Source organism: Streptomyces sp. 8L, from assembly GCF_020176795.1.
Lineage (GTDB): Bacteria > Actinomycetota > Actinomycetes > Streptomycetales > Streptomycetaceae > Streptomyces.
Genome location: NZ_JAIUKE010000198.1, coordinates 1 through 22,122, shown reverse-complemented (window position 1 = coordinate 22,122; position 22,122 = coordinate 1). Strand labels below are relative to the sequence as shown.

At 67.4% G+C, this 22,122-nt stretch carries 26 protein-coding genes; all 26 read left to right on the top strand.

The genetic code is table 11. From position 1 onward, the window contains the following. Positions 1–717: hypothetical protein (locus LCE31_RS17990; protein ID WP_374118492.1), on the top strand; the 717-nt coding region annotated here is incomplete at its 5' end. Between the two features lie 107 nt (positions 718–824). Next, entirely contained in the window at positions 825–1,577 is a 753-nt protein-coding gene (locus tag LCE31_RS17985; protein ID WP_225015351.1) for a hypothetical protein, read from the top strand. Positions 1,578–1,594: 17 nt separating this feature from the next. After that, positions 1,595–2,647, top strand: a complete 1,053-nt coding sequence (locus tag LCE31_RS17980; protein ID WP_225015349.1) for a major capsid protein — start codon at positions 1,595–1,597, stop codon at positions 2,645–2,647. Positions 2,648–2,652: 5 nt separating this feature from the next. Next, positions 2,653–2,943, top strand: coding sequence for a hypothetical protein (locus LCE31_RS17975; protein ID WP_225015347.1), 291 nt, complete (start codon positions 2,653–2,655; stop codon positions 2,941–2,943). A 125-nt stretch (positions 2,944–3,068) separates the two neighbouring features. Then, positions 3,069–3,401 (top strand): hypothetical protein, encoded by a 333-nt coding sequence (locus tag LCE31_RS17970; protein ID WP_225015345.1) that lies wholly within the window; start codon positions 3,069–3,071, stop codon positions 3,399–3,401. Then, positions 3,398–4,237, top strand: coding sequence for a hypothetical protein (locus LCE31_RS17965; protein ID WP_225015344.1), 840 nt, complete (start codon positions 3,398–3,400; stop codon positions 4,235–4,237). The genes LCE31_RS17970 and LCE31_RS17965 overlap by 4 nt, the downstream gene beginning before the upstream one ends. Next, on the top strand, positions 4,234–4,902 hold the full coding sequence (locus LCE31_RS17960) for a hypothetical protein (RefSeq protein ID WP_225015343.1): 669 nt from the start codon (positions 4,234–4,236) through the stop codon (positions 4,900–4,902). The genes LCE31_RS17965 and LCE31_RS17960 overlap by 4 nt, the downstream gene beginning before the upstream one ends. Then, the gene (locus LCE31_RS17955; RefSeq protein WP_225015342.1) at positions 4,899–5,138 is read left to right on the top strand and encodes a hypothetical protein; all 240 of its coding nucleotides are present in this window, start codon (positions 4,899–4,901) and stop codon (positions 5,136–5,138) included. Before LCE31_RS17960 ends, LCE31_RS17955 begins: the two co-directional genes overlap by 4 nt. Then, complete coding sequence (locus LCE31_RS17950; RefSeq protein WP_225015341.1) at positions 5,135–5,512, top strand: hypothetical protein; 378 nt, start codon at positions 5,135–5,137, stop codon at positions 5,510–5,512. The genes LCE31_RS17955 and LCE31_RS17950 overlap by 4 nt, the downstream gene beginning before the upstream one ends. Further along, positions 5,512–5,967 (top strand): DUF6093 family protein, encoded by a 456-nt coding sequence (locus LCE31_RS17945; RefSeq protein WP_225015340.1) that lies wholly within the window; start codon positions 5,512–5,514, stop codon positions 5,965–5,967. Before LCE31_RS17950 ends, LCE31_RS17945 begins: the two co-directional genes overlap by 1 nt. Next, positions 5,964–6,350, top strand: coding sequence for a hypothetical protein (locus tag LCE31_RS17940; protein ID WP_225015339.1), 387 nt, complete (start codon positions 5,964–5,966; stop codon positions 6,348–6,350). The genes LCE31_RS17945 and LCE31_RS17940 overlap by 4 nt, the downstream gene beginning before the upstream one ends. Further along, positions 6,347–6,796: a hypothetical protein gene (locus LCE31_RS17935; RefSeq protein ID WP_225015337.1), complete on the top strand. Its 450-nt coding sequence runs from the start codon at positions 6,347–6,349 to the stop codon at positions 6,794–6,796. Before LCE31_RS17940 ends, LCE31_RS17935 begins: the two co-directional genes overlap by 4 nt. Positions 6,797–6,926: 130 nt before the next feature. After that, a complete protein-coding gene (locus LCE31_RS17930; protein ID WP_225015335.1) occupies positions 6,927–7,421 on the top strand; it encodes a phage tail tube protein in 495 nt (164 codons plus the stop codon). Positions 7,422–7,529: 108 nt separating this feature from the next. After that, a complete protein-coding gene (locus LCE31_RS17925; protein WP_225015333.1) occupies positions 7,530–8,087 on the top strand; it encodes a hypothetical protein in 558 nt (185 codons plus the stop codon). 371 nt (positions 8,088–8,458) lie between these two features. After that, positions 8,459–13,783, top strand: a complete 5,325-nt coding sequence (locus LCE31_RS17920; RefSeq protein ID WP_225015332.1) for a phage tail tape measure protein — start codon at positions 8,459–8,461, stop codon at positions 13,781–13,783. Then, positions 13,776–14,672, top strand: a complete 897-nt coding sequence (locus tag LCE31_RS17915) for a phage tail domain-containing protein (protein ID WP_225015331.1) — start codon at positions 13,776–13,778, stop codon at positions 14,670–14,672. Before LCE31_RS17920 ends, LCE31_RS17915 begins: the two co-directional genes overlap by 8 nt. A gap of 10 nt (positions 14,673–14,682) precedes the next feature. Then, positions 14,683–15,621, top strand: a complete 939-nt coding sequence (locus tag LCE31_RS17910; protein ID WP_225015330.1) for a hypothetical protein — start codon at positions 14,683–14,685, stop codon at positions 15,619–15,621. Further along, positions 15,621–16,733 carry a hypothetical protein gene (locus tag LCE31_RS17905; RefSeq protein WP_225015329.1) on the top strand — a complete coding sequence of 371 codons (1,113 nt, stop codon included), beginning with the start codon at positions 15,621–15,623 and terminating at the stop codon, positions 16,731–16,733. The genes LCE31_RS17910 and LCE31_RS17905 overlap by 1 nt, the downstream gene beginning before the upstream one ends. After that, positions 16,730–18,331 carry a hypothetical protein gene (locus tag LCE31_RS17900; RefSeq protein ID WP_225015328.1) on the top strand — a complete coding sequence of 534 codons (1,602 nt, stop codon included), beginning with the start codon at positions 16,730–16,732 and terminating at the stop codon, positions 18,329–18,331. The genes LCE31_RS17905 and LCE31_RS17900 overlap by 4 nt, the downstream gene beginning before the upstream one ends. A 152-nt stretch (positions 18,332–18,483) precedes the next feature. After that, entirely contained in the window at positions 18,484–19,323 is an 840-nt protein-coding gene (locus LCE31_RS17895) for a hypothetical protein (RefSeq protein ID WP_225015327.1), read from the top strand. Further along, positions 19,320–19,706, top strand: coding sequence for a peptidoglycan-binding protein (locus tag LCE31_RS17890; RefSeq protein WP_225015325.1), 387 nt, complete (start codon positions 19,320–19,322; stop codon positions 19,704–19,706). The genes LCE31_RS17895 and LCE31_RS17890 overlap by 4 nt, the downstream gene beginning before the upstream one ends. Continuing rightward, a complete protein-coding gene (locus LCE31_RS17885; protein ID WP_225015323.1) occupies positions 19,706–20,800 on the top strand; it encodes a glycoside hydrolase family 25 protein in 1,095 nt (364 codons plus the stop codon). The genes LCE31_RS17890 and LCE31_RS17885 overlap by 1 nt, the downstream gene beginning before the upstream one ends. Positions 20,801–20,876: 76 nt before the next feature. After that, entirely contained in the window at positions 20,877–21,209 is a 333-nt protein-coding gene (locus LCE31_RS17880) for a hypothetical protein (protein ID WP_225015321.1), read from the top strand. Between the two features lie 40 nt (positions 21,210–21,249). Further along, positions 21,250–21,588, top strand: coding sequence for a hypothetical protein (locus LCE31_RS17875; RefSeq protein ID WP_225015319.1), 339 nt, complete (start codon positions 21,250–21,252; stop codon positions 21,586–21,588). Beyond that, complete coding sequence (locus LCE31_RS41545; RefSeq protein WP_441349413.1) at positions 21,551–21,781, top strand: DUF7620 family protein; 231 nt, start codon at positions 21,551–21,553, stop codon at positions 21,779–21,781. Before LCE31_RS17875 ends, LCE31_RS41545 begins: the two co-directional genes overlap by 38 nt. Positions 21,782–21,843: 62 nt before the next feature. Continuing rightward, the gene (locus LCE31_RS41540) at positions 21,844–22,092 is read left to right on the top strand and encodes a putative phage holin (protein WP_441349414.1); all 249 of its coding nucleotides are present in this window, start codon (positions 21,844–21,846) and stop codon (positions 22,090–22,092) included. The last annotated feature ends 30 nt before the right edge of the window (positions 22,093–22,122 follow it).

Below are 22,122 nucleotides of genomic sequence, written 5' to 3'. Positions count from 1 at the left end.
GCGCTGCACCACCCCACCCCCGCCGACACGAGCGCCTGGATGCACCCCTACACCGGCATCCAGGCGATGGGCGTGTTCTACAACGACGGCGGCGACCCCGCGCCCGTCGATCCCGCTCCGGTCGACCCGCCGAAGCCCGGCCCGCCGGCCGCCCGCACCTTCACACAAGCCGAAGTCGAAGCGCTCGCCGCGAAGGAGAAGGCCCAGGGCAAGCGGTCCGCCGCGAAGGAGTTCGCCGAGAAGAACGGCTTCTCCACCGTCGAGGACGCCGAAGCGTTCATCGCCGCGGCCCGCCAGGCAGAGGACGAGAAGAAGACCGAAGACCAGAAGCGACAGGAAGCCCTCGACAAGCGCGAGCAGGACCTCGCCGCCCGAGAGGCCGCCACTGTTGCCCGCGAGCGGGCCGCGAACCGGCGCGCCGTCCTTGTCGGCCTCGGCGCCACCGGAGACGACCTCGAAGACGCAGCCGCGCTGCTGCGTGTAGCCGACGACGCCGACGACCAGACCGTCGCCGACGCTGCTGCCGCACTCAAGGAACGCCGCCCGGAACTCTTCGGCGCCACCACCGCGCCCGCGGCCGGCACGAGTCAGCTGCCGCCCGCACCCGGCGGGGCACCCGCAGGAGGACCCCCACAGCGGCAGGCCCCCACCAGCAAGCCCGGAGACCGCGGCCGTGAAATGGCCCGCCTCCGAGGCCACAACCGAAACGCCGCCTAAACCTCCCAGCCCCTCCAGGGGCCGGGCCAGGGACCACGCCCTCCTCACGTGGACGCGCACCACCCGGTGCAGCAGAAACCACATGGTTCCCATGAGGAGAGGCAGTCGTGAACGACTTCCAGCCCTACTCCTACTCGGACAGCGTCACCGCCGACCGGCCGTGGCTCGCGTCCCTGGTAGGAGTCCAGGACACCAACACCATCACCCTCGACCTGTCGAAGTTCACCGAGGGCATCCACTACACCGCCGCGACGACGCCGATGGCGTTCGGCCGGTTCATCATGAAGTCCGGCATTCCCCTCGGGAAGGTCACCGAGAGCGGCCTGTACGGGCCGTGGTCCGGGCCGACGTCCGAGGTCCAGACCGTCACCGTCACCGGCAGCCCCACGGGCGGCACGTACACGCTGACGTTCTCCGGGCAGACCACTGCTGGTATCGCCTACAACGCCACTGCGGCGCAGGTGAAGACGGCACTGGAGGCCCTGTCGAACGTCAACTCGGGTGACGTGAACGTCACCGGTGGTCCTCACCCTGGAACTCCGGTCGTGGTCACGTTCGCCGGCCAGTTCGCGGGCGACGACGTCGCACAGATGACCGCGTCCGGCACGAACCTGACGGGCGGCAGCACCCCGGCCGTCACCGTTGCCACCACCTCGGCCGGCGGCGCCGCAGGCGCCTCCGACGGCACCCAGATCCTCGCCGGATTCCTCGTCGACGGGATCTTCTTCAACCCCGGCAGCACCAAGGCCGGCGGCGCCCTGCTCTGGCACGGCGAGGTCTTCGCCGACCAGTGCCCCACCCCCTTCGACCCGGCCGACGTCACCGACGTCGCCCCCGGCGTCAACATCCACTACCGGTAAGAAGGAGCTGAACATCGATGGACGCGCTTGAGCTCCTTCTCAAGGACACCAACGCGGCGGACCTCACGGTCTTCGCCCGCCAGATGGACACCCCCGCGAACTACCGGCTGACCCGTGAGGTCCTGCCGGAGACCCGCATCCAGGGCGTCAAGTTCCGCACCACCAGCGCGAAGCGCCGAGTGAACGCGGCGAAGTTCCGGGCGTACGACGCGCCGACTGCCATGGCGAAGCGGCAGGCAGAGCGAGTCGTCAACGAGGGCATGCTCCCTGCGCTCGGCCAGACCCTCGCGGTCTCCGAGATGGACCAGATCCTCCTGGACGTTGGACACGGTCAGGACACGCAGCAGTACATCGACCTGCTGTACTCGGACACCGAGCGGCACGTGGAGTCCATCCAGACCGCGCAGGAACTCGCCGCGGGGCAGCTCCTCGCCAACGGCTCGGTGAACCTGCCGGGCCTGGGTCTCAACATCGACTGGAACGTGCCTTCGGCGAACATGCCGACCGCAGCGATCCTGTGGGACGACCCCGACGCCACGCCCCTCAGCGACGAGCGCGCGTGGATCGACTCCCTTGTCGACAGTGGTGCGCCGGCGCCGCGTGAGGTCATCACCTCGCGTCGGGCGCGTGCACTGCTGGCGTCGAATGCGGAGTACCGGGCGGCGTACTACGGGTCCTCCACGATCGGTGGCACGCCGACGGCGACACTCGCTCCGAACGAGGTCGACACGGTGCGGTCCCGCTACGGGCTCCCGCCGATCGTCACGTACGACGTGCAGGTCTGGAACGACGACCAGTACGTGCGGGTGCTCCCCGACACAAAGTGGATCATGGTTCCTGGGGTTCCTGCATCCGAGTGGGCGCAGACCCAGTACGGCGTCACCCGCGAGGCCGTCCAGTTCACCTCCGGCACCAACCCGGCCCTCACCCGCGAGGAGTCCCCGGGCATCGTCGTCGTCACCCACGTCGACGACAACCCGGTGCAGATCTACACCCGCGGCGCCGCGATCGGCATGCCCGTCCTGTACGTCCCGGACATCCACATCTCCGCGACCGTCCTCGGGAGCTGATCCCCATGGCCAAGCTCGCGAAGACCGTGTTCGTGCGCGACGTCGAGCACAGCTGCACCGTCGTCCTGCACGCCGGGGAAGAGCCCGAGCCGCGCCTCGCGGCCCTGGTCACCAACCCCGACGCGTGGGAAGACGGCAACGCCCCAGCCGCACCGGAAGCGTCGCATGACGGCGACGACGACCAGGACGGAAAGGACGACCGCTCGTCGGATTCGGACAACACCGAGGACGACAAGCCGACCGTGAAGAAGCCGGCGGCACGCAAGACGGCCGCCCGCAAGCCCGCGGCCAACTGACCCGGCTCGGGGGCCGGAGGCCGCCGACGAGGGCACCGGCGGCCACACGGCGGGACGGGACCACCTGGTGGGGTCGCCAGGACGGTCCCGCCCCGCCACACCCACACACGACAGGGGAGGACCACGTGGACTCGGCAGTCACCGCCTGGCTCACCAGCCAGCTGGGCAGCGACACCAACCTCGATGACCTCGCCCTGCGCTACCAGCGCCTCGGCAACGCCCGAAAGGTCGCCATCGAGGTGCTGTACGAGCGTCGCGCTGACCTCCTCACCAGCCCGACAGCGATCACCGTCAACGGTGTCGTGTCCATCAACCAGACCGCGAACCTCGCTGGGATCGAACGGCAGATCGCGTCCCTCGAGGAAGGCGACCCGCCTGCACCTGATGACCCGGGAGCCGGTGGCAGTGGCCCGCTCGGGTTCGGGGTTGTGCGCCTACACGAGAGGCGACGCCGGTGACGACCCCCACTACACAGCAGCGCGAGGATCGGAACGCTGTTGTCGCCGCGACCGCTCTGCAACTGGCCACGGCCTGGGCGAACCTGTACCGCGCCCAGCTGTCGCTCCTCGCCACGCTGGAGCAGCACCGCTCAGAACCCGCTCTCGGAGCCACACAGCGCCTCAAGGCGGCGATTCAGCGTTTCCTGACGTCGGTGGGCACGTTCGACCGGAACGCGCGTGCCGCCGTGGAACGGTGGGCGGCGCAGGACCTGCCGATCTTCTACCGTGACGGGGCCCTCACGTCCCTCGATAAGGCGACCGACACGATCCGGCGGGCAGCCGCCGCGTTCGCATGGTCAGAGAAGCACCAAGGGGCTGTGACGGCCTTGTCGGCGCAGTACTACACGGATCTCTTCGGCCGCATCACCGAGACCGTGCGCCGCGCCCAGGCGTTCGCTCGTGCCGCGCAGGACCAGGCTCGCAGCCTGGAGGGCATCGACCGGGGGCAGCTCCTCGACCAGTTCCCGCTGGGCACGATCGTCTATCGGAACGACGCCCGGCATCCGATCGACTCGTGGGCTCGCGGCGCCCTCGCGGTACAGGCCACACAGACCCGGAATGCTGCCGCCCTGAACTACGGGGCGTGGGATCTAGGAACCCAGTGGTTCGAGTGTGCTGACGGACCTGAGTGTGGATGGGCTGGCCATCAGGACACGGACCACGCCGACGGCACGATCCGCTCGGCCGAGGACGCCTCCGAGTGGCCTACCTCTCACTACGGCTGTATCCGCTCCTGGACCCCACGCCCCGACCTCAACGGAACCCCCGACCTCGAATCCGGAGACCCGATATGACCAGCCCGGCCCGCTACCGCAAGAAGCCCGTAGAGATCGAAGCCGAACAGTGGGATGGCACTGCCGAGGGAGCCACTCGCATCATCGACTGGCTCCTCGCCCACGACGCCACCGCGACCTACACCTGCTCGAATCCTGATCGCTGTTCAGAGACCGACGGGGACACACCACACAGCATCGCGATCCAGACCCTTGAAGGGACGATGAGGGCCGACCTCAACGACTGGATCATCAAGGGAGTTCAGGGAGAGTTCTACCCCTGCAAGCCGGACATCTTCGCAGCCACGTACGACCCCTCGTTCGCCGAGAAGTACTCCCCGAACCCAGTTGCTCTGCATGTCGTGACTGTCGTCGCAGAGGGCCAGGAAATCGTCGAGGAGCAGCGTGCGCGCCTTGCGGACTGGCTGGAGGCCAACGGGATCGACCCGAAGCGTGTCTCCCAGCGAGGTCCGATCACCGTCGAGACCCGCATGCACGAAGGCCAGCTCATCGGGCAGGGACTGATCGGCTTCCAGGAGTACTACCTGGACGGAGACGGTCACAAGGAACTGAACGAGAAGACAGTAGAGCCCTTCACATACGAGCGCTGGGTCCGCCAGCAAGTTCCGCTGGGACCTGACCCTGCCTGGGTGGAGAGCCAGGCAAAGGAAGGCCGCAAGGCATGAGCGAGCAGCCTGTAGGGCCGATCCTTGACGGCCTCGACACGACCATCGAACTCGAAGAGGGAGACTTTGTCATGTCTGCCCTCGTCATCGCCAAGGTGGTCGACTCCGAAGGCGAAGTGTCCCTCGCCCTGAGCACCAGCGGAAGCCTCTCCTGGATCGACCAGAACGGTCTCCTGGCGTCCGCGCAGCAGATCCTCACGCAGCGGGAGATCGGCCTCAGAGGAGACGACGCATGACCGCGCCCACCGAGCCGACCGCGCACGGCGTCCGCATCGCTGCGCAGCCTGGGCACGCCACCATCTGCATCGACGGCACGCCCCTCCCCGAGGGGCAAGTCACCGGCTACACCGTCCAGCACTCCATCACCGACGCCCTGCCGATGCTGGTCCTCCATACCCGGCAGACCGATGGCGTCGAATGGGAAGGCCTCGCCCGCGTCGCCATCGGGGTACCCCAGGACCCGGCCGACGGAATCGTTGCGTTCCTCTCCAGCATCGACCCTGACGCCCTCGCACGCGCCGCTCTCGACCGAGACCTCGAACCGTCCAAGCACTCCATCACCCGGGCCACCCTCGCGCAGCTCATCGACTGGGCACAGGGGAGGACCTGATGGCAGGCCTCGACAAGATCCTCGCCGGAGTGACCACATGGATCGGCGCGAACCTCCTCATCGACACGATCCGCGTCACCCTCCCCGGAAGCGGCGACCCCGTCTTCAACCCCGACACAGGGCAGATCGAACCGCCCGCCTCCACCGTCGTCTACGAGGGGCCAGGCGCGGTCATCGCCGGGAACGATGTGGCCGGGTTCCTCGCCGTGCCCGACGCTGGCGAACCGTGGGTGAAGGAGACGACGTCCCGCTACCTGCTGCTGACACCCCTCACCGCGCCGATCTTCCCGAAGGACGCCACCGTCACCGTGCCGGCCGTCCACGACCCGGCCCGTGACGGTCTCCTCGGCAGGTCATGGCTCGTGTCCGACCCGACCCTCGGCGGCACCGTCGAAGTCGTCCGCCGTACCGCCCTTGACCAGCTACGGGCACCCCTGAGCGGAGGGACGGTATGACACCCGAGGAGCTAGCCGCGCGGCTCCGGCATGCTGCGGAGCATCTCGACACGGCCATGCTCGGTGCCGTCACCCACGCTGGCGCCCTCGGCAAAGCCCTGATCCAGGCGAACGCGTCAGGCCGCCCCGGTCCGAACGTCATCACCGGCGCCTACCGCTCGTCATGGCGCACCGAACCCATCCGCATTCCATACGGGGCGATGTGCACGATCGGCACCGACGCCCCGCAGGGCCGTCGGCTGGAGTTCGGGTTCACCGGTGTCGACTCCCTTGGCCGGTACTACGACCAGCCGCCCTTCCCGCATGTCGGCCCGGCTCTGCCCGCGATCGGCGAGGCTCTTCAGCAGAGCGTCCGTGAGGCGATGGAGGCGGTGTTCGAGTGATCTCCCGCCTGCCCGTCACGATGGCCCTCCACGGGCTCCTCACCTCCGCGACGGGCCTCCCCGTCGGCCGCGGCACTATGCCGGCGAGAGCAACACCGCCCTACTACGTCCTGTACTCCCTCGACACCCACACGAGCGGCGCCCCGTACAGCGACCTCAACGAGGACGCGTCATTCGTGTACCAGCTGACGTCCGTGTCCGGCCCGAACCCCGCAGCCGGAATCCCTGCCGGCCTTGAGGACCAGACGGAGTGGCTAGCCGACAATGCGCGCGCCGCGATCCTCGGGCGCGACCCGACGACCGGACTGTGGCTCCACGCGCTCACCATCCCCGGCGCCCGAGTCATCTGCCGAGACCTCGACATCGAGGCAGGGGGAACAAGTGATCCCGCAGATGGAATCATGTCCTATGTGCAGAGGTTCAGGTTCGACCTGACCTCAGCCTGACTTTCGGTCAGGCAGTACCGCACCGCGGCGGGACCCCTACGCGGACGCCACCACTCGTGGCCGCACCCACACATCACGTGAAGGGGCAAGGACCAACCGTCCGCAAGCCCCGGGGACAAGGGGCCCAGCAATGCCAGCAGTCAAGAAGTACATGCGGCGCGGTACCAGCAAGTTCTACTTCCTGGAGACCATCGCCGACGAGGGAATGATCCCCACCCGGACCGAGCTCACCGCCGGTACCGAGTTCTCCGCGTTCATCGCTGCGATGGACGGCTGGACGGTCACGAACAACGAGATCGACACGCCGGACATGGCGGACACGTACAACTCGACGATCCCCGGCTCCGACAAGGCCGACACGTCGACGTTCACGTTCTACGAGGACGAGGTCGACTCCGACACCGAAGAGATGCTCGCGAAGGGCACCGTCGGCTACATCGTCATCCTCCGCAAGGGCGACGTCCCCGCGAACGCGTCCATGGACGTCTTCCCGATCCGTGTCGCCTCCCAGTCGCCGCAGTACACCGCCGACGATGCTGCCGCCCAGTTCGTCGTCACCTGCTCCATCACTTCCCGCCCCGTGCAGGGCGCCCCGGTGCCCGCGGCAGCCGGCGGCGGCAGCTGACCTACCCGCGATATCCGCCCCCAGCTCCCGGCCGGGCCCGACGGCGTTCGGGAAGGGCCGCCGCACGGCGCCCGGCCGGGGCCCTTCCCCTGATGGAGGACCACCCTCATGACCACGAAGACCACCACAACGAAGACAGAACCCCCCGCCCAGGCCGTCGCGCAGGACGCCCACTGGGCCGCTAAGATGGAACGCCTCCGGCAGCGGAAGCTCGCCGAAGCGGTGTTCACCGTGTGCGACGACCTGGACGTGGCCACCGCGCACCAGCGGGCCGTCCGCGACCATGCCAACGCAGCCGAGTACCTCAAGGCCAACCCCGGTGACGAGGACGCGAAGCGGGACGCCGACCGATCCCAGCAGGTCCTCGACGAGGCGACGGCCGCATACGAGGACGCGTCAGTCGCACTGCGCCTGCGCGCCCTCCCTCGGCCGGCGTTCGAGGGCCTCCTCGACAAGCACAAGCCCACGGAGGAAGACGAGGCCCTCGGACGGGAGTGGGCGGAGACGTTTCACGCCGCGTTGATCTCCGCCGCATCCGTGGACGGAATGACCGTCGACGAAGCGCAGGAACTCCTCGACACGTGGTCCCTCTCCGAGTCGCGGTCTCTGTTCAACGCCGCTTACGGGGTGCAAGCGACCATGCGGACTGACCTGGGAAAAGGCTGATCGCCGATGAAGTCTTCCGGGCAGAACTGGAACTGTGCGACCGGTGGGGCATCCCTCACTCGCAGTTCCTCGGCGGCGACGGCACCTGGACTCGTCTCGACCGGGCGAAGGCCCGCGCCTACCAGGACTATCGGCGCACCGTCTGCCCGGACTGCGGCACCCGCGAGTCCGAATGGGACCCGGACCTGGGCGGCGACCCGTACGCCTATGAGGCCCGCACTCATCTCTGCCTGGGCTGCGAGGAAGTCCAGAAGCGGCAGAAGCAGGTTCCGGAAACCGCGGTGGGCGTGAAGGTCGTGCTGCTGCCAGCGTCGATCGCGGCAGCCCTGGACGTACAGAAACAACTCAGCTGACGGAGGAGAGGGGGGACGGTGCCGAACTGGAATCTCAGCGTCGATCTGCGGGCGTCGGGCAGCAGCCTGTCGCGGGAGCTCACCCGCTCCGCGACCGCAGCCACAACCCTCGCCGACGCGGCGAAGGTCGCCAAGACAGAGATCGCGGCGCTCGGCACTGAATCCGAACGGGCCGCCACCCAGCTCCGCTCCCTCGGCACCGCGGCACGCACCGCCGAACGTAACCTCGCGCGCCTCGGTACCTCCACCGACACAGTCGTACGGGCACTGGCCCGCTACGGCACGGCGGCACGCGACGCCGACAGCGGTCTCGCACGCCTCGGTACAAACACCCGGACCGCCGGCGACGACATGCGCCGCATGTCCAGCCAGATCACCACCGCAGTACGCGACCTGACACGGCTGGCCACGGCGGCGACGCGGGCTTCCAGCCGCATGGACGGACTCGGCGCCCGAGGTGTGACGGCCCTGCACCGTCTCTCCGGCGAATCGGAAGGCCTCCGCAGCAAGCTCATGGGCCTTGCCGCTCTCCTGTCGGGGGGCGCCCTGTTCGTCGGGATCGAAGGGCTGATTCATCAGGGCAACGAGTACCAGTCCGCGATGAACAGCTTCGGTGCCGCGACGAACGCGTCGCAGGCGCAGATGCGGCGGGCCGCAGACGTCGCCAACCAGCTCGGCAACGACCTGAATCTCCCGAAGACCACCGCGGCAGACGCGGCGGACGCCATGCTCGACCTCGCGAAGGCCGGCTTCCGCACGGACCAGGCCATCACCGCCGCGAACGCGTCCCTGCAACTCTCGGCGGCGACCGGCGCGAACGCCGCCAACAGCGCCAAGTACCTCGGCGACATGATGGACGAGTTCGGTCTCGGCGCCGATCAGGCCAGCCAAGCCGCCGACGTCCTCGCCGCGACCTCGACGAACGCGTCCGGCGGCATCCAGGGCGTGTACAACGCCATGAAGTACGCGGGCCCGATCGCGCATGCCGTCGGCATCAACATGACGGATGCTGCGACCGGTGTCGGCATGCTCGCCAAGGCCGGAATCATCGGCTCGCAGGCCGGCACGACACTGCGGACGATGCTGACGAACCTGTCCCGTCCCACGAAACAGATGCAGTCCGGTCTGGACGCGCTCGGGATCTCGGCGTTCGACGCGCAGGGCAAGTTCAAGGGCATGCGGCCCCTGGTCGAGGACCTGTCCAAGGCCATGGAGAAGATGCCGCAGAAGGACTTCCTCGCGGCAGCGTCGAAGGCCTTCGGGAAACCCGCCCTGACCGGCGCCGTGGCCCTCGCACATCAGGGCACGCAGTCGTTCGACGCGTTCAACATGACCGTCTCCCAGACCGGTGTAGCCGCCCGTCAGGCCGCTGCGGCGGGCAAGGGCCTGACGGGTGCGATGACGCAGCTGAAGACCCAGTCGAAGCAGACCGGGCAGGCCATCTACCAGGGGATGGCGCCGGGGCTGGAGTGGATGGCGCGCGGCTTGACGAAGGGCTTGGCCGACGCCACCCCGAAGATCACATCATTTTTCGACTACCTGAATGATGCTGCGACCCTGTTCAAGCCGGGCCTGGAGGCAGAGGCCCGTAAGGAGTTCTCGGGCATCGGAGACGCGGCGAAGTCCATGGTCGCACCGTTCAAGGAGATCGCCGAACACGGTGCCGCTGACGGCCTGAATGTCCTTCTGAATGTGGGCAGCGCCGTCGTCACGGTCCTGAAGAACCTGGGCCACGCCATCGAGCCCGTGCTGAGTGCCCTCGGCGACATGGCGGACGGCAGCTCTGGTGCGGCAAGCTCTCTGGACACGGTCGTCTACGCCGTCGATACCGCGGCATCCGCCGTGTCGTCACTGTCGGGTGTCCTGGTGCCGATCGGGCACATTGTGGGCAGCCTCGTTTCCGATTTCGGGAAGCTCCCCGGGCCAGTACAGCAGGCCGTACTCGCGATGCTGCTGATGCGGCGCGTCACACCGATGATGACCGGACTCGCTAGCACTGTCGGTGGCCGGCTTACAGGCGCCTACAGCAGCCTGAACCGGCAGATCCTCGTACAGCAGAGCCAGGCGCGGCGCGCAGGGCAGTCCATTTCCACCATGAGCGCCGCCTATCAGGCACTGGTCCAGCGAGTGCCCGTCATCGGGCGCATGGGTGAGTCGTTCCGCACGGCGCAGACCCAGGTAGGCGGATTCGCCGGGTCCGTCCGTGGTGTCACCGCCGCCGTAGGTACCGGACTGAAGGGCGCCATGGGCGGTCTCGTCGGCGTCATGGGCGGCCCCTGGGGCGTTGCTCTCACCGGTGTCACTGTCGGGCTCGGGCTGCTCGCCTCAGCCCAGCAGAAGGCCTCACAGGAGGCAGCCGAACACGCGTCGAACATCGCGAACCTGACGTCCGCCTTGCAACAGTCGAACGGCGTCATCGACGAGTCCGTGCGCCAGCAGGCAGCCCAGACCATCCAGAACACGAAACTGACGGGCAGCAACCAGAACCTCATCAGCGTCCTCGGGAAGGCCGGCTACAGCCTCTCCGACGTCACGGATGCCTACCTCGGACAGGGCGACAGTGTCGACTCGCTCGCTGACAAGATGGATGCCCTGGCCGTCGCCCAGCAGAAGAACACCAAGCTCGGGGCGCACGGCTTCGGGATCTTCGACAAGCGGAGCGACTCGCAGAAGGCGGCACAGGACCAGATCACCGCGTACGCCGCCGCAGCGAAGGCGCTGCGGGGCATGTCAGGCGACGCGAAGACCGCCGCGAAGAACGCGAAGGATCTCGGGGACGCGACAAAGGGCACGCAGTCCGGGACGAACGCGTACGACAGTCTGAAGGCGTCCGTCAGTGCCCTGGCTGACAAGACCGGGGATGCTGACGACCGTACCCGTGCCCTGCGTGACGCTCTCGACCTCCTGTCGGGCGGCAGCATCAGCCTCCAGGCCGCGCAGGAACGCGTCAACGAGGCCGTCACGAACGCCAACGAGGCAATGGACAGCGGCATCAAGAAGACCGACGGCTGGGGCAAGGCCCTCATCGCGACGAACGGCTCCCTGAACACGGCCAGCAAGAACGGGCAGCAGCTCTACCAGTCCCTCAATTCCATCGCCGATGCCAGCTCCGACGCGTCGATCGCCGCGTTCGACTTTGCACAGAAGCAGGGCAAGAGCGTGCCGCAGTCGATCGCTGCGGCCACCAAGCAGATGCAGGCGAACCGGGACTCTGCGGTCAAGCTCGCTGAAGGCTACGGGCTGACTAAGAAGCAGGCACAGGGTGTCGCGGACTCGATGGGCCTGATCCCGAGCAAGGTCGGCATCCTCCTGGAGACGAAGGGCGTCGACGGCGCGCTCGCAGACCTTCTTGCGGTCCAGGCCGCGTTCAAGCAGGTCCCGAACTCGAAGACCATCAAGGTCGACTCACTGAGCACCGACGCGAAGAAGGACCTCCAGGATCTCGGCTACCAGATCAGCCTGATCCCCGGAACCCGCCAGTACAAGATCACTGCCCCGACGAAGGACGCCCGCAACCAGCTCGACCTGCTGATCAGCAAACTCGGGCAGACCAACGGCAAGAACGTCACCATCAACGCCGACACGGCGAAAGCCATCAACCAGCTCCAGGGCGTACAGGACAAGATCCGCGGCACCAAGGGCAAGTCCGTCACCATCAACGCCCTCACCGCGACAGCCGAGGCACAGCTGAAAGACCTCGGGTTCAAGGTCACCCACCTGAAGAACGGCAAGGTGTCTGTCTCCGTGCCCACCGGGGGCCCGAAGGCTGCCGTGAGCAGCATCCAGGGAGCCATCAACAGCCTCCACGGAAAGACCGTCACCAACCACGTCAACACCGTCTACAGCAAGAGCGGAGGAAGCCAGCACGACGCGGGCAACCCGTATTTCTCCGCGAACGGCAACATTTTCCGCTACTACGCTGCCGGCGGCGTCGAGGATCACGTCGCCCAGATGGCTCCGGCCGGCGCGATGCGGGTGTGGGCCGAGCCGGAGACTGGCGGCGAGGCCTACATCCCCCTGGCGCAGCAGAAACGGCCCCGCTCCCGACTCCTGGCCGAGGAAACCATCCGGCGCCTCGGAGGAGATCCATCCGCGATCAGGTGGAACGCCAACGGCAGCATCATGCACTTCGACTCCGGCGGATTCACCTACACGCCCAACGCCCCACTCGACACTCTCGGTGCCGGTAGCGCGCAGGACCGGTACTCGACCGCCCTGCAAAAGCTCACAGACGCGATGGACAAGCTGAAAGACGCCACGACCAAAGCACAGAAGGCGTCCGCAAACCGAGCGATCAACGCGGCCGACGCTGCTCTGGGACTCCGGGCCGGAACGAAGACGACAGCCTTCAACCTGTCGTCCTACCAGAAGGAGCTGTCGCTGGCCGTCACCGCAAACAGCAGGTGGGAGTCGGACCTGGCGAAGATCGGCAAGAAAGCCGGCGGGGACATCGAGGACACGCTGCGCGGCATGGGCGAGGAAGGCCGATCCCTCGTCGGTGCCCTCGCGCAAGCCAGCACGAAGCAGTTCAACGCGATCGTCGCGAACCTGAAAAAGCTCGCCCCAACCGCCAAGGCCGTCCTCGCGGACTACACCAACCAGCTCAACGCCTCCAACAAGACCAGCACCACGTTCCAGTCGAACCTCGCGAAGCTCGCGTCCATGGGCTACGGGTCTCTCGCCCTCCAGTTGGCTGGGCAGGGAGACGACACGGCGCAGGCGATCGCCGCGCAGGCCGCCGCGTCCAAGAGCAGTGCGGCCAAGGCGAACACGGCCGCCGCCGCGAACGCGAAGGTCTTGTCGAGTGACGAGCTCGCGGAACTCGTGCAGATCATCGCGGCGATCAAAACGTCCACGACCGGCATTCACACTGTCGCCGACTCCACCGGCCTGGGGGAGGACGACATCGTCACTGTCGCCACGAAAGCCTCAGCGCAGATCAAGGCATCCCTCGGCGACCGGAGCACCAAATTTCTCGCGGACCTGGCCCGCGCACAGAAAGGCCTGTCGTACGCGAACGGCGGCATCCGAGCCGGCATGTACGCCACCCAGGGCGGCCTCGTCCGCTTCGCCGAACCGGAGACCGGCGGCGAGGCCTACATCCCCCTGAGCCCCACGAAACGCGCCTCGGCTACCGCAGTCCTCCAGGACGTGGCCGGCCGGTTCGGTCTGGGCGCCACTACGGCCCACCCGTCGGCGGGAGTCACAGTCATCCGGCAGGAGGGTGACACGCACATCACCGTGTCCACGGTTCGTACGGACGCGAGCGGCTCCGACATCGGGGCTCAGGTGGCCCGCTCCTACAGGCGGGCCCGCAGGGGAGGGGTGAACGCTCGTGGCTGACCTGCTCGACTGGCAGTACGACCTGGCCGGAGCTCTGATGGGCGCCGGAACGCAGGTGAACGTGATCGAGGTGTCGGGGCTCGGCCGTCCTCCGGTACGTGACAACGACACGCCGCAGCCATCGGCAGACGGCGTGTTCCCGGGACCGGATTACTGGGACGGCCGGCAGGTCCAGTTCGACGCGGCAATCCGCACGCCGGGCGACGCCCAGGCCCCGCATGACATCGTGGCCGCTTTGCAGGCCGGCGCACAGGACCCCACGACCCGCCTCGCAGGCGGCGAGACGATTCCGCTGCGCATCAAGCGTCCCGGACGCCCCGTGAAAGTCCTGAACGGTCGGCTGCGGAAAGTCGATCCGACATACGCGCAGGTCATCTTCGGTTACGTCCCCCTCGACATCGAGTTCCTCGCCACCGACCCCCAGTTCTACGGTGATGAAGACCAGACCGTCGAGATCCCTCTGGGATGGCTGTCCGGCGGCGGCTTCACCGCCCCGGTCAGCGCGCCGATCTACGTCACCTCGGCATCGGTGGCGGCGGACCGGCCGGGATGGGTCGTCAACGGCGGCGACACCAGCGCCTACCCGGTCATCCGGATCGCGGGCCCGTGCTCGAACGTGACGGTCATTCACGCCGAGTCCGGGCGCACCCTTGCGTTGCCGGCGCTGTCTCTCACGGCTGGCCAGTGGGTTGAGCTGGATTCGCGGCCTGGCCGGGTCAGTGTCCTGCGGGAGAACGGCGGCAACGCCGAAACCTACCTGTCTCCGGCGTCACGCCTGGACCTGTTCACGATCCCGCCCGGACAGTCCGAAATGCGGTGGACCGCCAACGACCCGACCAACACGTCCCGGCTACGCCTGACGTGGCGCGACGCCTACACAGCCCTTTAGGAGCCAGAGCATGACTCTCTTCCAGGCGCCGATCCTCACCGACGGAGCCACCCACTCGGCACAGCAGTTCCGCATGCTCGTGCGGGACCTTGCCAACGGCGCCGAAGGCATCACCCAAGGCGACGATCTGAAAGTCACCCCCCTGTCCACGCCGGGCGCGGCGGTGCAGGTCGCGGACGGGTCAGGGATCATCCGCTCCAAGGCCAACAGTTTCGGCGGCTCGTACTCGGCGTGCAACATCGGTGCCGCTTCCGTGGACATCGCCTCTACTGGCGGCTCGCCCCGCTCCGACATGGTCATCCTGCGGATCCTCGACCCGGAGTACGAAGGCGACCTCGACCCGGCCACCGACCCGATCATGTTCTTCGACGTCGTCAGCGGCGTCGCCTCCACCGCGACGACCGTCCCGGCCGGCTACACCGCGATCGCCCTGGCCCGCATCGACCTGCCCGCCTCCACATCCACCATCACCGCCGCGATGATCACCGACATTCGCAGCGTCGCCAACCCGCGTCGGCAGCGAACCCTGAACGTCTACTCGCCGACCGCGGCACTCAACGAGTTCGGCGGAAACGCCAGCGTCTACTCCTACTGGACCAACGTGCCGGGCTGGAACATTCCCATCCCGGACTGGGCCACTACTGCGCGGATCATGCTCACGGTCTGCCAGATCCGCTTCTCCACCAACGACTTCTTCGGCAATCTGTCCGCGACGTTCGGCGCGTCCCTGTCCATGCAGCAGACCGTCCTAGACGACAACGGCGGCACCGGTCCGCGCCGCTCCACCGTCGTCTGCGCCGACACGTTCACCCTCCCCGACGCCTACCGCGGCACCACACAGCTCCTACGTGCCCGCGGCTGCGGCGCCCCCGGCAACACCGGCAAGGTCGGCATGGACTCCAGTGTCACCCTTGTCGCCGATGTCGAGTTCAACGAGGCCCCCCGCTGATGCCCAGAGCCCTCCCGGAGAACTGCCGGGTCCTGACTCGCCACGCCCTCACGGGGGAGTGGCTGTCCAAGGCGCTGCCCGTCACGGATCTGGAGTACGGACCCGAACTCAACGGGCCCGGATCCCTCACCGGCACCCTCAGCCCGCACCTCGTGCACTCCAACTCGACCCTCACTGACCCGGGCACCACCGAAATCTACGTGGAAGAGGACGGCCTGCTGCGCTGGGGAGGCCTCGTCTGGGACGCCCGCCCCCAGGGCAGCCAGTACGCCATCGAAGCCGCCTCGTGGCCGTCCTACCTGATGCACCGCATCGACCTTGACGGCAACCTGGGCGGCCGGGGCCCGTACGTGAATGCCGACCCGTGTCAGGTCATCCGCGACTGCTGGACCTACGCCCAGGCGGTTGACGACGGCAACCTCAACGTCATCGTAGACACCACCACATCCACAGCGAAGATCGGCACCACCGCCGAACCGTACGCGTTCCCCTGGTGGGAATTTCCCGTTCTTGGCGACAAGATCGACGACATCGTGTCCGGTCAGGGCATGCCCGAATACACCGCCATCACCACGTGGGACCCAACCAAGACGACACCCGTCAAACGCATCGCGGTCGGCTGGCCACGCCTCGGGACACGTCGTACCGACATCTCCTTCGCTACCGGCATCAACATCATCGAAGACCCCGAAGTGCCCCTCGCCGGCGACACCTATGCGCAGGTCGTCATCGCGAACGGGCAGGGTGACGGCTCTGCGAAACGCCGCGCGATCTCCGCCGTACGCAACGGCCGCCTCCGCCTTGAGAGCGTCATCGACCTCACCGATATTGCCGCCACCGACGTCCTCTCCGCCCGCGCTGACGCAGAACGGGCCTTCACGCAGGTCCTCGGCACCGTCGAAGAGATCACGGTCCGCGATACACCGTCCGCTCCGATCGGGTCGTGGCAGACCGGCGACGACGTCACCGTCCGTGTCGCAAACGACTGGATCTCCTGGCGCGGCTGGTGCCGCATCACCGCAACCACCATCAAGCCCACCGCCACCGGCGGCCGACAGGCCGTGATCTCCCTGAAACCTTCCGCCTCCTACGTATACGGGACAGCCTCATGACCTCGATCAACGACCTCGGGCGACGTATCGCCGCACTCGAAAACCGCATCAAGGGCATCGAACGCGCCTCACGCCTCGCCTCAGCGTCCCTGGACGACGCAGCTCTCGTAGTCAAGGACGACACGGGATCACTGAGGGCGATCGTCGGCCAGCAGGCCGATGGAACGACTGCCGTGAATGTCGTCAACGGTCCGCCCCCGCCGCCGCCGTCTGTGCCAGTCGTTGCGTCTGTGCTCGGAGGCGTGTCGGCCGGCTGGGACGGGACGTTCGCCGAAGGGCAGGTCATGCCGCTGGACTGGGCGCGCGTAGAAGTCCACGCTGATGCGGAAGACGGGTTCACTCCGACATCGCAGACGCTGATTGGGACGATCGAGACTGCGCAGGGCGCTACCGTCACCGTCCCGGCAGACGCGGCTGTGTACGTGGTTCTGGTGTCCCGGAACACGTCCGGAACGGCCTCTGAGCCATCCGCACAGGCGGGCCCCGTCGGGCCGTCCCCAGTCGTTGCTACGGATCTCCTGGACGGCATCGTCACCACCGTCAAGCTTGCTGAGGACGCCGTGACGGAGGCGAAGATCGCAGCTGGTGCGGTCGGTACGACCAAGATATCCGACAGCGCCATCACCACTCCGAAGATCATCACGGGCGCAGTCCAGGCCGCGCAGATCGACACAGGCGCCGTGAACGCCGACAAGATCGCCTCTGGTGCAGTGACCACCGCGAAACTCGACGCGCTGGCCGTCACAGCCGACAAGATCGCAGCGAACACGATCACAGCTGGGAAACTCGCCGCCGGGTCCGTCGACGCGACCGCCCTCAAAGCCGACGCCATCACCGGGAAAACCATTACCGGCGGAACCGTCACCGGCACGGTCGTGCAGACCGGAACCAGCGGGCAGCGCGTTGTCCTCGACCCCGGCGGGAGCGGTGGACAGCCCCCATCCCTCGACATCTACACAGGCGCTACCGGAGAGACCACTCCTGGCCGGGTCATTGCTGGCGTCGGAGGCGACGGCGCTGAAGTCATCCTCGCCTCGCCACAGATCAGCAGCGGCCCTCAGGCGTATGCAGGAGTCGCCGGAACTGACCACCCCATGGCATACATGCTCGCTGACGGCGTCCACCTCCAGGTCGGCGGCTACAACCACCTGGTGAGCCCACAAGTGGCCCTCGCCGGGCTCCAGGTGACGATCGGCAACGTGGAAGTCCTACGCCTCACCGCATCCGGCCTCACCGTGTCCGGTCAACTCGTCCCCGTACCGCAGGCTCCCATCGCACCGGCCTATTCGGCGTGGACGACACCGCAGAACACGAACTACCAGTCCCTCCGCCTCATCTCCGACGGTGTTCGCGTCTTCCTCGACGGAAGCGCCTCCACGGCGACAGCGTTCACCGGCTCTCAGACGGCGTTCACCGTGCCGACGGCACTGTGCCCGAAGAAGGACCACTACCTGGGGCTCGTGCGGGCCACCAGCGGCGATCCGCGTGTCATCGGCTGCCGCATTCAGTCATCTGGCGTCGTCACTGTCTACGCCAGCACGACCGTCGCCACGTCCGATACCTGGGATTTCACTGACATCTCCTGGACCCTCATCTGACCGGGGCAACACCCGACGAACAACGCCGTACGCTGATCCATAGAGGCGACCCTCCGCCTCGTGCTTCACCCCCGAGGGACTGCAACCCGGGAATCGGCCGGCGCAGCAACAGTCTCAGCTCTGGGCGCGGGGAGATCCAGGAGCACGGGCGAGTGCCCACGAACAGCGACCTCACCATCCAGCAGTACGAAGTCCATCCGAAGCTCGGCCGACACCTCGTTCTCGACCCTCGGAGTCTCGCCTACCAGCGTCCCTACGACGGCGAGACCATCAAGCCCGTCGAATGGGCACCCAAGGTCCCCGTCCTCGACCAAGAGGACCTCCTCGCGCAGGGCATCCGCACCTCGCAGATCGTGCCCGGCGCCGATGACGTCGACGCACTCGGCTCGTGCACCGCGAACGCCGCCACTGCCGTCGTCTCTGTCCTCCAGGACGCCGACAGCCTCCAGAAGGCCGGCCTGGACGTCACCGACGCGGTGGCAGCCGAGAAGTGGGCCATCGGCCTGTACCACGACGCGACTCTCCAGGACGAGTGGCTGGAGCAGCAGTGGCCCGTCGACGACTGTGGCTCCTCCGGCCTCGGCGTCGTCAAGGCGCTCAAGTCCCGCGGACTCATCGACCAGTTCAGTGTCGCCACCACGGCGGAGGAAGTCGCCCGCGACTTCGCAGCCGGCGCCGAACTGTGGGGCGTGCCCTGGTTCCAGGCCTGGTTCGAACCCACCACCTCGAGCGCCCTCCTTGACGACATCAAGGGCTGGGAACGCTCAGGTGTCGCCGGCGGGCACGAGATCGCTGCGATCGCGCTCGAGGACGTGAAGTTCGACAAGACGGACCGTCTGGACCTGAAGCGCACCATCGTCCGCTTCCGCAACTCCTGGACGACCTCTTACGGAGACGAGGGCTGCTTCCGCATGTCCTTCGCCCTCTATCAGAAAATCCGTGCCCAGGTCGACGTCAAGCAGCCCCGCCTCGACATCGCGAGCACCCGATGACTCCGGCCAAGGGCGACACTGCCCCTGCCGAGCCTGAGCCGAAGCCCCAGGTCACCCCGGCCCCTGCGGTACCGGCCGCGCCCACCGAGGCATCCCGCGACACCGACAGTGCGATGTTCGAGCCGTTCCCCGGTGAGGCGTTCTTCCACGGCGGCCGTACTTCGCCGATAGTTGCCGCCGCAGCCCGCCGCCTCGCGGCGGAGGGCTGCTGGCAGTCCCAGCAGCGGCCCGGGCAGGACTGGACCCGAGCCCACCGCAAGGCGTTCGCCGCTTGGCAGGAGACCCTCCGTCCCAAGGGCGCGGGCAATGTCTCCGGCATCCCTGACGAGGTGTCGTGGGACAAGCTCCGTGTCCTGCGCGTCAGCCCTGTGAAGGGGGACTGATGGCGACTTGCCGCGGGATCGACGTCTCTGCCTACCAGGCCACGCAGGACTGGGCGGCCCACAAGAAGGACGGCGTGGTCTTCGCCTTCGCCAAGGCGTCCGAGGGACAGACCACGCACGACTCCCGCTTCTCCACGCATATCAAAGGCATCAAGGCCGCCGGCCTCGTCCCAGGCGCGTATCACTTCGCGTGGCCATCCCAGGACGTCGCGAAGGAAGCCGCGAACTACATCGCCGCGGTCAAACCCTACGCAGGGAAGGGCTTCACACACTGGCTCGACCTGGAGCGCTACAGCGACGGACGCAACTATGCGGGCCGCACGGCCGCACAGATCAAGGCCTACGCCACGGCGTGGATCGCGGCCGTCAGCAAGGCGTTCCCCGGGCAACGGGTTGGTGTCTACACGTCCGGCTCGGACCTGTCCTCTGGGCATGTCCCGTCGGGTGTGCCGCTCTGGTACCCGGCCTACTCGTGGGGTTCGGGCACCTCGGTGTCGTACGCGACCGCTGAGGCGCACGCCAAACCGAAACCGTCCGGCTGGACCCCGATTCTGTGGCAGTTCGCTGACGCGCCGACGGACCGTTCCATCTGCTACATGACCGAAGCGCAGCTGCGCACCTGGGCCGGAGGCGACACCCCGGTCACGCCCGACGCCCCGCCCCCGGAGGACGACATGCCCAAGTACGTGAACCTCGGCGTATCCAAGCCGTACCAGCTCAAGCCCGGAGCCGACTGGGACGCGATCGAGTTCAACGCCGAGTGGGACGACCAGACCGGCGATCACGCCACAGGCGGCAGCGTCTTCGTGAAGGGCAAGGCCGTGTACAACGGCACGATCTGGCTGCGCTTCTCGGATCTCGCGGTCGGTCAGGTCGTGCAGGTCCGCCAGTCCGAGGTCGACGCGAACGGCAAGTACGTGCACGACCATCCGGCGTCCGAGGTCATCGGTACGGGCGGTGACACGTTCGCCGCGGTTCCGCTCGGGGGCAGTGTCGCGGCGGGGCGCAGTATGCGTATCCGCATGATCTCCCAGCAGGCCAAGACCCCGGTCACTGTCGCGGGCGTCACCCTCATGGCGTTCGTCTGGAAGTGACCGGGCCCGCGCCCGCCCCACCATCTTGCTTCGGGGCATTCCGAAGCGTTCCTCACCAGCAGAAACGAGAACTCTCATGAACCCCGTCCACCTCGATCTGGCCTACTGGCTGGGTCTGCTCACCTCGGTCGTCCTGCCCGTCCTGGTCGGCCTGGTCACCTCCCGCGTCACCAACAGTGGCGTCAAGGCCGTCCTGCTGCTGGCCCTGTCGGCGCTGAACGGTTTCCTCGTCGAGTTCGCGGCGCCGCATCCGAACGGGTACAGCGTCGGCACCGCCGCGGTCCTGACCCTCGTGTCATTCGGGACCGGGGTGCTGACGCACTTCGGCCTGTGGAAGCCCACCACGATATCCGCAAAGGCGCAGGCTCTCGGCGCGAAGAAGCCGACGCCGGCGCCTCAGAACGCCTGACCTACCGTGACACGCCACGCTGACTCAGGAGGCCAGACCTGTGACTGAGCTGTTCGGGATCGCCACTTCCGACTTGGGAGCTGCGGCCCTTGTCGGGATTGTGGTGCTGCTCGTGCTCCTCGGCAGACTGGTGCCCAGCCGGATCATGACGGATCGGCTCGCTGATCGTGATGCGCAGATCCAGCGGCTCGTGGATGAGCGGGACACGTGGCGGTCGGCCCACCAGATCAGTGAGGAAGCACGCCGGGAGTCACAGGACCAGGCTGGGGAGCTCCTGGAACTGTCCCGGACCGCTGACCACCTTCTGCGCTCCCTACCAAGGGGCGGGGAGGTGACTGCGAGTGCTCCGGTGGATCAGTCGGCTGGTCCGGCGTCCTGATCGGCATCGGGTTGTGCCGGTGTCGGAGGGGCAGAAGGAGGCGTCGTCGGCGCTACAGCGGGCCGAGGAGGCTCGTGCGGAGGTGAAGGCACAGAGCAGTGAGGTGAAGAACCGGTCGGAGTCACTTCGGCAGGTTCGGGTTCACAATCACTTCGCTGATCTGTGGAAGCCGATGTTGGGAGGGGAGCGTTGAACTTGCCGCAGCTTGCGAATACGTGGGCGTCTGGCCTGGTGGTGGCCTGTTCGGTCCTCTTCATGGTGACGTATCACGTGAAGGCGCCGTGGCGGTCGTCGGAGATTGGCCGTCATTTGATGGCGGTGGCTGGGACGATCGGCGCGTTGGGGGTGTACACGATTCTGATCGTGGTGTGGCCGCATGGTGGGGTGGCGGCTGTGTTGCGGACTGCTCGTACGGTGTTGTTGGTGGCTGTTGCCTGGTTGATGGTGCAGCGGACTGTGTGGGTGGTGCGGGCGCAGCGGAAGGGCTCCAAGGGGGGCCGTTGAGGTTGTGCGAGTGGGGGCTCCGGCCTGTCC